This window comes from Massilia yuzhufengensis, from assembly GCF_900112225.1.
GTDB lineage: Bacteria > Pseudomonadota > Gammaproteobacteria > Burkholderiales > Burkholderiaceae_D > Telluria > Telluria yuzhufengensis.
Genome location: NZ_FOLD01000007.1, coordinates 70,408 through 83,223, shown reverse-complemented (window position 1 = coordinate 83,223; position 12,816 = coordinate 70,408). Strand labels below are relative to the sequence as shown.

General features: G+C 67.4%; 10 protein-coding genes. 8 read left to right on the top strand and 2 right to left on the bottom strand.

Features of this window, described 5'->3' with window-relative positions; genetic code table 11:
• The first annotated feature begins 3 nt into the window (after window positions 1-3).
• The 7 genes from BM031_RS08365 (at window position 4) to BM031_RS08335 (ending at window position 5,501) form a co-directional block, all read left to right on the top strand.
• On the top strand, window positions 4-909 hold the full coding sequence (locus tag BM031_RS08365; RefSeq protein WP_229408711.1) for a PilW family protein: 906 nt from the start codon (window positions 4-6) through the stop codon (window positions 907-909).
• A 7-nt stretch (window positions 910-916) separates the two neighbouring features.
• Window positions 917-1,600 (top strand): pilus assembly PilX family protein, encoded by a 684-nt coding sequence (locus BM031_RS08360; RefSeq protein ID WP_229408709.1) that lies wholly within the window; start codon window positions 917-919, stop codon window positions 1,598-1,600.
• Entirely contained in the window at window positions 1,597-2,046 is a 450-nt protein-coding gene (locus BM031_RS08355; RefSeq protein WP_091873736.1) for a type IV pilin protein, read from the top strand. The genes BM031_RS08360 and BM031_RS08355 overlap by 4 nt, the downstream gene beginning before the upstream one ends.
• 5 nt (window positions 2,047-2,051) lie before the next feature.
• Complete coding sequence (locus BM031_RS08350; RefSeq protein WP_307186214.1) at window positions 2,052-2,600, top strand: GspH/FimT family pseudopilin; 549 nt, start codon at window positions 2,052-2,054, stop codon at window positions 2,598-2,600.
• 64 nt (window positions 2,601-2,664) lie between these two features.
• Window positions 2,665-3,729, top strand: a complete 1,065-nt coding sequence (gene ribD / locus BM031_RS08345) for a bifunctional diaminohydroxyphosphoribosylaminopyrimidine deaminase/5-amino-6-(5-phosphoribosylamino)uracil reductase RibD (protein WP_091873731.1) — start codon at window positions 2,665-2,667, stop codon at window positions 3,727-3,729.
• A gap of 27 nt (window positions 3,730-3,756) precedes the next feature.
• Entirely contained in the window at window positions 3,757-4,371 is a 615-nt protein-coding gene (locus BM031_RS08340) for a riboflavin synthase (RefSeq protein ID WP_091873729.1), read from the top strand.
• Between the two features lie 131 nt (window positions 4,372-4,502).
• Window positions 4,503-5,501, top strand: a complete 999-nt coding sequence (locus BM031_RS08335) for a DUF4268 domain-containing protein (RefSeq protein ID WP_091873726.1) — start codon at window positions 4,503-4,505, stop codon at window positions 5,499-5,501.
• Between the two features lie 60 nt (window positions 5,502-5,561).
• On the opposite strand, the gene BM031_RS08330 is transcribed toward BM031_RS08335, so the two are convergent.
• The gene (locus tag BM031_RS08330) at window positions 5,562-8,432 is read right to left on the bottom strand and encodes a M16 family metallopeptidase (protein WP_091873723.1); all 2,871 of its coding nucleotides are present in this window, start codon (window positions 8,430-8,432) and stop codon (window positions 5,562-5,564) included.
• Between the two features lie 181 nt (window positions 8,433-8,613).
• A complete protein-coding gene (locus BM031_RS08325; RefSeq protein WP_091873722.1) occupies window positions 8,614-11,286 on the bottom strand; it encodes a two-component system response regulator in 2,673 nt (890 codons plus the stop codon).
• A gap of 364 nt (window positions 11,287-11,650) precedes the next feature.
• On the opposite strand from BM031_RS08325, the gene ribBA reads away from it, so the two are divergent.
• Window positions 11,651-12,763: a bifunctional 3,4-dihydroxy-2-butanone-4-phosphate synthase/GTP cyclohydrolase II gene (gene ribBA, locus BM031_RS08320; protein WP_091873719.1), complete on the top strand. Its 1,113-nt coding sequence runs from the start codon at window positions 11,651-11,653 to the stop codon at window positions 12,761-12,763.
• The last annotated feature ends 53 nt before the right edge of the window (window positions 12,764-12,816 follow it).

Genomic DNA, 12,816 nt, shown 5'->3' with positions numbered 1-12,816 from the left:
GGCATGACGATCGCCGAGCTGCTGGTCGCCATGACCATCGGCCTGGGCGTGCTGCTGGCGGCGGGCAGCCTGTTCATCTGGGCCAACCGGGCCTTTGCCGCGCAGGTCGAAACCGCCGCCATGGACGACGCCGGACGCTACGCCTTGGAAGTCATCGCGCGCGCCGTACGCCAATCGGCGTCGGTCGATTGGGAGCGCAACAGCGGCGGGCCCGATCCGGCCGCGCCGGCCCAGCTGGCCGGGCTGGACGCGCGCGGCGTGGACCGCACCGGCTTTGCCATCGACAATGCGCCCGCCAACGCCATCCACGGCAGCGACGTGCTGGCGGTGCGCTTTCCCGGCACCGGCATGCCGCCGTCCGGCGACGGCACCACGCTCGATTGCGCCGGCTTTACCGTCCACCGCGACGAAGAGGGCTGGAGCATTTTCTATGTCGCCCGCAACCCGCAGGGCGAGGTCGAACTGCGTTGCAAGTACCGCGGCACGGGCGCCTGGTCGGCCGACGCGGTGATCGGCGCGGTCGACGGCTTCCAGGTGCTGTACGGCCTGGACGCCGACACCGACGGCACGCCCGAGCGCTACGTCAACGCTTCCGCGCTGGCCGGGCTGGACGCCGGGCTGGCGCTGGCCGGCGCTACGGCGGCCGAACGCGACGCCGACCTGCGGCGCCGCACGCACTGGAAGAAGGTCGCCAGCGTGCGCGTGGCGCTGCTGCTGCACGGGCCGGCCAGCCGGCTGCAAACCGCGCAGGACGCCAGCTACGACCTGTTCGGGCGCGACTACGGCGACATGGCCGGCGAGGACGACGCCGGCACGCGCCTGGACGAAGCCGACCTGTCCGGCAGCGAGCTGCCGCGCTACCGCAAGGTGTTCGGCACCACCATCGCGCTGCCGGCGCGCAGCCACTGAGGCCGGCATGGCAGCTGCTCCCTATCGCCGCCAGCAGGCAGGCGTGGCCCTGCTGGCCGCGCTGGTGCTGATGCTGGCCGTGCTCATGACCGGGATCGCCGCTGCGCGCAGCGCCATCGGCGGCGCCAGGGCCGCCGGGCACGAACGCGACCGGATGCTCGCCTTGCATGGCGCCATGGCCGCGCTGGCCGACGCCGAGCACGACATCGAAGGCGGCGCCGACCCGGCGTCCGCGCGCGCCGCGGCGCTGGCCAGCGCCAGCCCGGCCGCGTTTGCCGACGGCTGCGCGGGCGGTGCGCCCTACGACGGCCTGTGTGTCCAGGCGCCCGGCTTCGGGGATATCGCCGCCGCGCTGGCCGACGACGAGGGGCCGGGTGTCGCGCTCGGCGCCTTCACCGGCGCGCAGGTACCGGCCGGGGAGGGCGCGCTGGCGGCGCAGGCGCCGCGCTACCTGATCGAGCTGATGCCGTCGCCGGCGGGCGCGCTGCTGTACCGCGTCACCGCGCTGGGCTTCGGCAGCGCGGGCACGACGCAGGTGGGTGTGCAGGCCTACTACCGCAAGCTGCTCCCGGCCGGGGCGGCGCCGGGCACGCCGGGCGGCCCGGGTGTGCGCGTCGGCTGGCGCGAGATCGGCAACTGGCATGACACCGTGGCGTCCAGCAGCGTGTCGGCCGGAACGGGGCGGCAATGACACCGCGCCGTGGATTCACCCTGGTCGAAGTGCTGGTGGTGCTGGCGATCATCTCGATCCTGGCAGCCATCGCCTACCCGGGCTACGCGGGCCATGTGACCCGGATCCGGCGCGTCGAAGCGCAGCTGGCGCTGGTCGATGCGATGCAGCGGCAGGAACAGTACCGCGCCCGCCACCACACCTATGTCGCCTTCTCGTCAAGCTCGACCGACGCCGACAGCCGCCAGTTCCGCTGGTGGCTGGGTTCCGAGGCCGGCGGCAGCGCCTACGAGCTCGACGGCCGCGCCTGCGAGGGCCAGGACATCAGCCAGTGCATCGAACTGCGCGCCCAGCCGGGCACCGCGAATGTCGACGCCGGCTTCAGCGACCCCGACTGCGGCGTGCTGAGCTTCGACAGCACCGGTGCGCAGGGCGCCAGCGGCAGGGCGCCGCGCTGCTGGCCATGAGGCGCATGCGCCACCACGGCGCCACCCTGGCCGAGCTGGTCGTGGTGCTCGGCATTGCGGCGGTGGCCTTGTCGGTGGCGGCGCCGGACCTGCACGCCCTGGTCAGCGCCCAGCAGCTCAGGACCGCATCGAGCGAGCTGCTGGGCGCCATCGCCCACACCCGGGCCCAGGCGATCGCGCGGGGCGAACGGGTCAAGCTGATGCCGGCCGAGCCGGGCCGGGCCGACTGGACCCGTGGCTGGACCGTATTCGTCGACCGCGATGGCGACCGCGTGCCCGGCCCCGGCGACGAGGTACTGGCCGTCCATGGCCCGCTGCCGGACGGCGTGCGGATCGACTTTTCCTTTACCCAGTCTGCACCGCCCCAGTACATCGCCTACAATGGCGCCGGGCGCAGCTGCAGCGACACCAGCAGCAATGCGTCCCGGCTCGGCACGCTGTCGCTGTTTCACGGCGCCGGTATCCGGCGTATTAAAATCAACATGCTCGGGCGCGTCCGGCTGTGCAATCCGGCGCGCGACGAGGGCTGCGACGGCGCCGAGGCGCCGCCCTAGGAACCAATAGCGGAAGCACACGGTGGCAAACGACAGGGTAACAATCCTTAACGATACCGACGGCATGGCGCTGGCCCTCGCATGGGCCGCAAAGGGCATGTACATCACCGCGCCGAACCCGCGCATCGGCTGCGTGATCGTGCGCGATGGCGTCGTGATCGGTGCCGGCCACACGCAGCCGGCCGGCCAGGACCACGCCGAGATCCAGGCGCTGCGCGATGCGCAGACGCGCGGCATCGACGTGCGCGGCGCCACCGCCTACGTCACGCTGGAACCCTGCAGCCATTATGGGCGAACGCCGCCGTGCTCCAACGCGCTGGTGCAGGCCGGCCTGGGGCGCGTGGTGGCGGCCATGACCGACCCCAATCCCCTGGTCGCCGGGCGCGGCCTGGCGCAGCTGGAGGCGGCCGGCATCGCGGTCAGTTCCGGCCTGCTGGCCGAGGCGGCGCGCGAACTCAATATCGGCTTTTTCTCGCGCATGCGGCGCGGCTTGCCGTGGGTGCGGCTGAAGCTCGCGGCCAGCCTTGACGGCGCCACGGCGCTGGAGAACGGCGAGAGCCAGTGGATCACGGGGCCGGACGCGCGCGCCGACGGCCACGCCTGGCGCGCCCGCGCCCAGGCCATCGTCACCGGCATCGGCACCGTCAAGGCCGACGACCCGCAACTGAACGTGCGCGGCATCGACACCCCGCTGCAACCGCGCCGCGTCATCGTCGACAGCCGGCTGGAGATTGCGCTCGATGCGCGCATCCTGCAGGGCGAACCATGCTGGATCGTCGCCGCCGCCGAGCATCCTGAAAAGGCGCAAGCCTTGCGCGCCGCCGGCCACGAGGTGATGGTGCTGCCGAATGCGCACGGCAAGGTCGACCTGCCGGCGCTGATGCGGGAACTCGGCCGGCGCGAAATCAACGAAGTGCACGTGGAAGCCGGCGCCAAGCTGAACGCGTCGATGCTGCGCGAAGGCTGCGTCGACGAATTGCTCGTCTACCTGGCGCCCAGCCTGGTCGGGCCGGGGCAGGGCATGTTCGCGCTGCCGCCGCTGGCCCGGCTCGCGGACAAGCGCCTGCTCCGCTTCCATGACGTGGCGCGGGTCGGCGACGACATCCGCATCCTCGCAAGACTCAATTGACACCGAACTCAATACTCAAGGAATAGCATGTTTACTGGAATCGTCGCCGCCGTCGGCAACATCACTTCGATCACCCCACTGGAGGGCGGCTCGTTCGCGGGCGTGCGCCTGGATATCGATGCCGGCCCGCTGCCGCTGGCCGACGTCGGCCTGGGCGACTCGATCGCCATCAACGGCGCCTGCATGACCGTGGTGGCCAAGACCGAGCGCTCGTTCGCGGTGGACGTGTCGCGCGAAAGCCTGAGCAAGACCGTGGGGCTCGATGCGACCGGGGAAGTGAACCTGGAGAAGGCGCTGACCCTGGCCGAACGCCTGGGCGGCCATTTGGTGTCCGGCCACGTGGATGGCCTGGGCGAGGTGCACCGCTTCGTGCCGGTGGGCGAATCCTTCGAGCTGGTGGTGGACGCGCCGCGCGAGCTGGCGAAGTTCCTGGCCTACAAGGGATCGATCGTCGTCAACGGCGTGTCGCTGACCGTGAACCGGGTCGAGGACCTGGACGGGGTGTGCCGCTTCTCGATCAACCTGATCCCGCACACGATCGAGGTGACGACGCTCAAGCACCTGAAGGCGGGATCGAAAGTGAACCTGGAGATCGACCTGATTGCGCGCTACGTCGAGCGCATGCTGTCGGCCAAGAACTGATTGCGCGCGCGTTCAAACTCCGACTGCGGGCCACCTCCGTTCCACCTGGCTCTAACGCCATCCGATGGTGCGAACTCCGTCACTGCGTCGGCCTCCACATGCAACACGATCTATAAACAATAAAGTACTACATGGATATCGCACTTGGAAAGCTCGAACATGTCAACGCGCGCACCGTATGGCAGTCGGAGGCGCGCGATTTTACGCCGTGGCTTGCACAGAATTTGGGCTTGCTAGGTGAGGCGCTCGGTTTGGATTTAGAGCTGGTGCAAATGGAGGCACCCGTCGGAAATTACGCTTGCGATATCGAAGCCAAGGAAAATGGCAGCGGACGGCGCGTCATCATTGAGAACCAGCTTGAGTCAACAGACCATACCCATCTGGGGCAACTGGTGACCTATGCGGCTGGGCTGGATGCCGCCGTCATTGTCTGGATTTCCACCGGCGTGAGGGAAGAGCACCGCGAAGCGATCGATTTCCTGAATCGACACAGTCGTGAAACAGTTGACTTCTTCGCTATCGCTCTTGAATTGGTACGAATCGGTAGCTCTCCGCCGGCCGTGGTCTTCCGCCTTGCCGCCTCTCCCAATGCATGGGCTAAGAACGCCGCGGCGCGACCTGAGGTATCAAGCCGCATGAACGCCTATCGCGCGTTCTTCCAGCCCTTGATGGACGAACTTCGTGACAAGCACTATTTTACAAACGCCCGTATCGCGCAGGCACAATCGTGGTACGCGTTCAGCAGTGGCGTTACTGGTTTTACCTACGGACTTGCATTTACAGCCAAGGGCGAATTGCGCGCTGAACTCTACATTGACGTCGAAGATGCGTCGCGCAACAAGGCCATATTTAGAATCCTTGATGAGCAACGCATCCAGATCGAGCAGCAGCTCGGAGAAGCTGCGGCGTGGGAACCTTTGCCGGAGCGGCGGGCAGTTCGTATTGGCTTGGTTAGACCTGGGACTACTATCGAATACGCTCAAGCAAATAGTGAGGTCGCGCATACTTGGGCAATACAGCGATTGCTGAAGCTGAAGGAAGTATTTGGCCCGAGATTGCGGCCCGCGCTCGCCGCGATTGCGACCGTCGCTGATGCTCCCGCAGGCCAGGATCGAACAACGTTCGACTAGCGACCAAATTTTCAAAGACGGTTTGAACGCGTGGGCGGGAGACCCGCCCACGCTACGACATCAACCCCCTGGAACAGCTGCTTTGGCGTTCGATGCCGCCACGGTCTGCGCCGCCTGCGCTTCCGGGTTCAACACCACCTGCACGTAGTTCTGCTCGTTGAAATAACGCCGCGCCGCGGTGCGGATATCGTCGGCGCTCAGGGCCTGCACCTGCTTTTCCACCGCCAGGATCGACGCCGGGTCGGTGCCTTCGCTCAGCGCCGTCTGCAGGTGCCCCAGCCAGTAACCGTTCTCGCGCAGCGAGCGGCGGTGGTTCTGGATCCAGTTGCTCTTGACTTTCTCCAGGTCGGCCGCTTCCGGCCCGTTGGCCTGCAGGCGGTGGATTTCCTCGAAGGTGGCGGCAATTACCTTGTCCACGTGCTCCGGCCCGGTCGGCAGGGTCACGCCGATCGAGTAGTTCCCGTAGGGGATCTTGCTCAGCACGCCTGACGCGCCGCCGCCATAAATCAGCGCCATCTTCTCGCGCAGCACGTCGATCAGGCGCAGGTTGACCACTTCCAGCAAGGCCGAGAGGCGCAGCTGCTCGGCTTCGGTGAATTCGGCCAGGCCGGTGAAGGTCAGCGAGATCGTGCTCTTCGGCTCCGAGCCGCTGCGCACTTCACGCTTGACCACGCCCGTGGCCGGGCGCAGGCCGACGTCGCGGAAGGCCACCGGCAGGTCCGGGGTCGGCAGGGTGCCGAGGTAGGTCGCCAGCAGCGGCTTGATGGCGGCCAGGTCGAAGCTGCCGACCAGCACGAAGGTCAGGTCCTTGGCGCTGGAGAAGCGCTGGCGGAAGATGTCGATGCTGCGGTCGAGGTCGATCTGTTCGTACTCTTCCGGGCGCAAGGTGCGCGGTGCGCGCGGGTGGTTGTTGTACAGGGCCGCCATCACGGCGTCGCCGAAGCGCGCCCCGGGCTGGGCGGCCTGGTTGCGGGCCTGTTCAGCCTGCTTGCCGACATAGGAGCGGAACAGGTCTTCGTCGCGGCGCACGCCGGTGAACTTCAGCCAGGTCAGCTGCAGCATGGTCTCCAGGTCGGTCGCGCCGGAGGCGCCCACCACCACGTCGGTGTAGTTGGCCAGGCCGACGTTCACCTGCGCGGCCTTGCCGGCCAGGATCTTGCGCATGTCGAGGGGCGTGAAGTCCTTCACGCCCATGCTGGCCACGATCGCGTTGGCGAAACGGGCATTGAGGATGTCCTGATCGCTGAACAGGCTCTGGCCGCCGAAGCGGGCGGCGCTCATCATCACCTGGTCGTTGCGGAAGTCGGTCGGCTTCAGGATCACCTTGATGCCGTTCGAGAGCAGCAGGTGGGTAAGGCCAAGCGCCTTGTCGTGCGACTCGTGCACGATCGTGCCCGGCTTGGCCGGGCGCTCCATCAGGCGGGCGGCCACGGCTTTCTCGTCGCGCGGCTGCAGTTCGGCGCGCTGGGCAGCGGCCACGGCGGCGAGCAGCGCCTCGCCCTTGGGCGTCTCGGGACGGGTCACGCCCGTGTACAGCACCAGCTTGCCCGAGTCCGCAGGAATGGTGCGGCGCGCGTAGGCGTTCATTTCGTCCAGGGTAATGCCCGGCACCAGTTCCTTGACGTATTTAAATTCGGTATCGATACCCGGAATGGTTTCCTGCTGCAGGAAGTTACGGATGTATTCAGCGGCGTAGGTGCCGGAATCGCTCTTGGCGCGCTCGTTCCAGGCCTGCTCGTAGTTGCGCATCAGGCTTTTCTTCACGCGTTCCAGTTCCGCCGCGCCAAAGCCGAAGCGGCGCGCGCGCTCGTTTTCCTCGACCAGGGCGGTCAGGGCGGCCTCTGCGCCGCGCGGGCCGAGGGCGGCCGACGCGTTGTACGAACGGTAACGCGGAGTCAGCTTGCCGAGCGAGCTGCTGGCGCCCATGAAGGGCGGTTCCGGCAGCTGCGACAGTTCCTGCAGGCGCTGGTTCAGCATGGCGGAGAACAGCGACTGCACCAGGTCGTCGCGGTAGGCGCGGATGGTGCCGGCTTCGACCACCGGCTGCACCGGGTAGCGCACCAGCACGCCGTTGCCGGTCGCTTCCTGGTCGGTGACGACCAGCGCCTCGGTTGCCTGGCGCGCCGGGATCTCGGCATAGGCGCGCGGGCGCACCGGCTTCGGGTTCTTGAGGTGGGCGAAATGCGCCTTCACCAGTTGTTCGGCGCGTTTCGGGTCGATGTCGCCCACCACCACCACCGCCATCAGGTCGGGACGGTACCAGTCGCGGTAGAAGCGCTGCAGCGCTTCCGGCTTGAAGTTCTTCAGCACCTCTTCCGTGCCGATCGGCAGGCGCTCGGCGTATTTCGAGCCGTTGAAGATCGCCGGCATGATCTGCTTGCTCATGCGGTCCGATGCACCTTTGCCAAGACGCAGCTCTTCGAGCACGATGCCGCGTTCCTTGTCGATCGCTTCCGCATCGAAGCTCAGGCCGTGGGCCCAGTCTTCCAGCACCTGGAAGGCCTTGGCCACGTGTTCCTGCTTGTCGGTCGGGATCGGCAGGATGTAGACGGTTTCGTCGAACGCGGTATACGCGTTCAGGTCGGCGCCAAAGCCGACGCCGATGGTCTGCAGGTAGGACACCAGCTCGTGCTTGCGGAAATTGGTCGAGCCGTTGAAGGCCATGTGCTCGACGAAGTGGGCCAGGCCGCGCTGGTCCTCGTCCTCGAGGATGGAGCCGGCCTTGACCACCAGGCGCAGCTCGAGCTTGCGTTCCGGGCGGGCGTTGCGCTGGATGTAATAGGTCAGGCCGTTGGCCAGCTTGCCGACCTTGACCTGCGGGCCGACCGGGATCGGCGCGTCCAGCGGCAGGGCGGCCGTTGCCACCTGCGCCAGCGATTGCGCGAGCAGTACTGCGGCCAGGCACAGGCCGCGTACGAAATTGTTACTCATGGTGATCCATTTCTGTGGACGAGCACGCATTCTACCGCGCGTGCCGGCCGAGGTCTGTTGCGTTTAGGAAGTCAGGCAACCGTAGGGTGGCCGGCTTCGCCGGCCGCGCGTTCAAATGTAATACGAACGAACGCGACCGATCATGTGCTGGCTGAACGCGCGGCCAGCAGAGCTGGCCACCCTACAATGCGACGCGTCCTTTTGCCAACAGAAGCGCCATCTCATGCGCCGGTACCGGCCGGCTGTACAGGTAGCCCTGCATGACGTCGCAGCCGATCAGCCCGAGAAAGTCGCGCTGGCCGATGGTTTCCACGCCTTCGGCCACCACCGACAGCGACAGGCCCTGGGCCAGCGCGATGGTGGCCTGGGCGATCGCCGCGCTGCGCTGCTCGGTGGTGATGTTGCGCACAAAAGTCTGGTCGATCTTCAGCTTGTCGAGCGGGAAGCGCGACAGGTAGCCGAGCGACGAGTAGCCGGTGCCGAAGTCGTCCAGCGACAGCGACACGCCCATGGCGCGCAGCTCGGCCATTTGCGCCTCGGCCGCGGCGCTGTCGCCCAGCATCACGCTTTCGGTCAGTTCCACTTCCAGGTAGCGCGGCGCCAAGCCGCTGTCGGCCAGCGCCTTGCGTACGATCGCGCTCACCGCGCCGGCCTTGAACTGGTTGGCCGAGACGTTGACGGCGACCCGCACCGGCGGCAGGCCGGCGTTTTGCCAGGCCTTGTTCTGGAAGCAAGCCCGGCGGATCACCCATTCGCCGATCGGATGGATCAGGCCGGTATCCTCGGCCAGCGGGATGAAATCGCCCGGCGGCACCGCGCCGATCTCTTCGCTGTGCCAGCGCAGCAGCGCTTCCATGCCGACCACGGCGCCGTCGATGCGCGAGACCTGCGGCTGGTAATGCAGGGCCAGCTCGTCGCGTTCGATGGCGCGGCGCAGGCGCGTTTCCAGCGCCAGCCAGCGCAGCGCCTGGGCGTTCATTTCGCCCTTGAAGAAGCGGAAGCCGTTGCGGCCGGATTTCTTCATGTCGGTCAGGGCGGCGTCGGCCGACTTGAGCAGGTCGCCCGGCGCATTGCCGTCGCGCGGGAAGATGCTGATGCCGACGCTGCCGGTCACCACCAGGTCGTGCCCGCCCACTTCGTGCGGCTGGGCGATGGCGTCGATCAGGCGGCGCGCGGCCAGGATGATGTCTTCGTTGTCGCGGCAAGAGGTCAGCAGCAGCACGAATTCGTCGCCGGACAGGCGCGCCAGCGTGTCGGTGGGGCCGGCGATTTCGCCGACCCGGCGCGCCACCTCGCGCAGCACTGCGTCGCCGGCGCCGTGGCCCAGGCTGTCGTTGATGCGCGACAGGCGGTCCACGTTGAACAGCAGCAGCGCGAGCTGGCCATCGCCCTGGCGCGCCGCCGCCATTGCCTGCTGCAGGCGGTCGTTGAACAGCGAACGATTCGGCAGCAGGGTGAGGGCGTCGTGGTTGGACAAGAAATCCAGCTGGTGGTGCGCGGCTTTCAGCGCCGACATGTCGGTGGACACCGACACGTAGGCGGTGAGGCGCCCGCCCTCGTCGCGCACCGCGCTGATGCTCAGGCGCTCCGGATAGACTTCGCCGTTCTTGCGGCGGTTCCAGATCTCGCCGCGCCACTGGCCGTCTTTTTCCAGGCAATGCCACATGTCGCGGTAGAAGGTGGCGTCGTGGCGGCCGGAGCGCAGCACGCGCGGGCTCAGGCCGATGACTTCCGATTCGCGGTAGCCGGTAATTTGCTCGAAGGCCGGGTTGACCGCGACGATATTGGCGTCGGCATCGGTCATCATGATGCCTTCCTGGGTGCTGTCGAAGACCTGGCGCGCCAGTTCCAGCCGGTGTTCGCTTTCGCGCAGCGCGGCGTCGGCGTCGGCCCGGGCCAGCGCCTCGAGCTGCAGCTGGGAAGCATGGCGCTGCACCACGTCGTACAGGTTCAGGTTTTCATAGGCGACCGCCAGCTGGGCGGCCAGCGCGGTGGCCCAGCGCTCTTCCTCGTCGGTGAAGGCGGGGGCGCCCGGGTGGCGCGCGCAGTACAGCCAGCCGTGCGGGTGCTGCAGGTCGTGCACCTGCAGGCCGAGGAAGCTGCCCAGACCTGGGTGGCGGGGCGGCAGATGGTCGAGCAGGGCGTCGCCCCCGGCCAGTCGCAGCGGCGCGCGGGCGCGCAGCAGCATGCCGGGCAGGCGCGCTTCGTCGCGCGCATAGGGCGCCAGCAGCGCCGGGTCGAGCGCCCAGGCGTCGAGGTGGCGCACACTGCGCTCGCCCCGGTCGATCAGGCAAACCGCGGCGCAGTCGGCGCGCAGGACGCGGCGCGCGGCATCGAGGAAGGACGCGGCCAGGGTCTCGACGCGGCGTTCGCCGATCAGGGCCAGGCACATGCGTTCCAGTTCGCCCAGGCGGGTGCACAGGTCGAAGGGCAGGGCGCGGTCGCATTCCTGCGCGGTCGGGCCGGGCTGGGGCGCGGCGCCCTCGGCGCCGCCCAGTTCGGCGTTGACCGCGTCCATGATCTGCTGGGCGTCGGCCGGTTTCGGCAGCACGGTGGCGACGCCGCAGCGCGCCGCCATGGCCTGGGTCTCGCGCTCGGCATACACGGCCGAGAAGAAGATGATGCGGGTGCTGCGCAGGTCGGGGTCGTGGCGCACCTGCTGCACCAGCTCGTAGCCGTCCATGACGGGCATCAGGATGTCGGTGATGATCAGGTCGGGCCGGTGGGTACGCGCCAGCGCCAGCGCCTGGGCGCCGTCTTCCGCTTCCAGCAGCAGGTGGCCGGTGAAACCGAGGAGGGCATTGAGGAAGGCACGGTTGCTCGGCCGATCGTCGACGATCAGGATCGTGGCCATCAGCACCGGCTTCCATGGAAGGGCGCAGGGTGGCTGCCAGGGTGGGGAACTACCGTCATGGCAACTCCGGAGAATAGCCAGGTGTCGCCGGGGAAAAGCCTCGGCGGCATCACCGGCCGCAATGTCTTCATCATAATCGAGTCAAGCGTGGGCACGCCGTACTGTTGCGTGCGGAAAGCTGAGCTTAACAATTCCGGGCGCATAGATATACGCGAATTGTTGCATGTTGCTATGAGGCAACGGCCATTGACGGATTGGCAGGGGCGTGCTGTGGAAGGATCCTGCGGCCTCAGTCGGTTGAAAGGCGGTAAATCCTTTAAAATAACGGATTACGCCAAAACCCCTCCCGTTTCAAGGAATTCGTATGTCTATCTCAAGCACCGAGGAAATCGTTGCCGAACTGCGCGCAGGGCGCATGGTCATTCTTGTCGACGAAGAAGATCGCGAGAACGAAGGCGACCTGGTGCTTGCCGCCGACTTCGTTACCCCGGAAGCGATCAACTTCATGATCCGCCACGCGCGCGGCCTGGTCTGCCTGACGCTCACCGAAGAGCGCTGCGACGAGCTGGCGCTGCCGATGATGACGTCCAAGAATGGCACCTCGTTCGGCACCAACTTCACGGTGTCGATCGAAGCGGCCGAGGGTGTGACCACCGGCATTTCGGCGGCCGACCGCGCGCGCACCATCCAGGTGGCCGTGAACAAGGGCACCACCCCGGACGACCTGGTGCAGCCGGGCCACATCTTCCCGCTGCGCGCCCAGAACGGCGGCGTGCTGATGCGCGCCGGCCATACCGAAGCCGGTTGCGACCTGACCGCGATGGCGGGCCTGACCCCGGCCTCGGTGATCTGCGAGATCATCAAGGAAGACGGCACCATGGCGCGCCTGCCGGACCTGATCGAATTCGCCAAGGAACATAATCTCAAGATCGGCACCATCGCCGACCTGATCCACTACCGCAGCCAGAACGAAAGCCTGGTCGAGCGCGTGGCCGAGCGTCAGTTGTCCACGCCTTACGGCGAGTTCAAGCTGGTCGCCTTCCGCGACAAGCCGAGCGGCGCGGCCCACCTGGCGCTGGTGCACGGCGCCCTGGCGCGCGAGCGGGAAGCGCTGGTGCGGGTGCACCAGCCGGTCTCGCTCCTCGACGTGCTGGGCAACTGCGCCTCGACCCACTCCTGGGACCTGGCTTCGGCCATGAAGGCGATCCAGGCCGGCGACAGTGGCGTGATCGTGCTGCTGAACTGCGGCGAGACGGCCGATCAGCTGTTCGCCCAGTTCGCCCCGCGCGACACCAGCCCAAGGAGCGCCCGCGCCGCCTCGATGGACCTGCGCACCTACGGCATCGGCGCCCAGATCCTGCGCGAACTCGGCGTGGGCAAGATGCAGCTGCTGGCCAACCCGCGCAAGATGCCGTCGATGACCGGTTTCGACCTCGAAGTCACGGGTTACCTGCCGCAGCCGGCCGCACAAGCTTGACGCGCTGCCTGTCGCGAATTCCCACTACTATATACACACACGAAAAAAGAAGA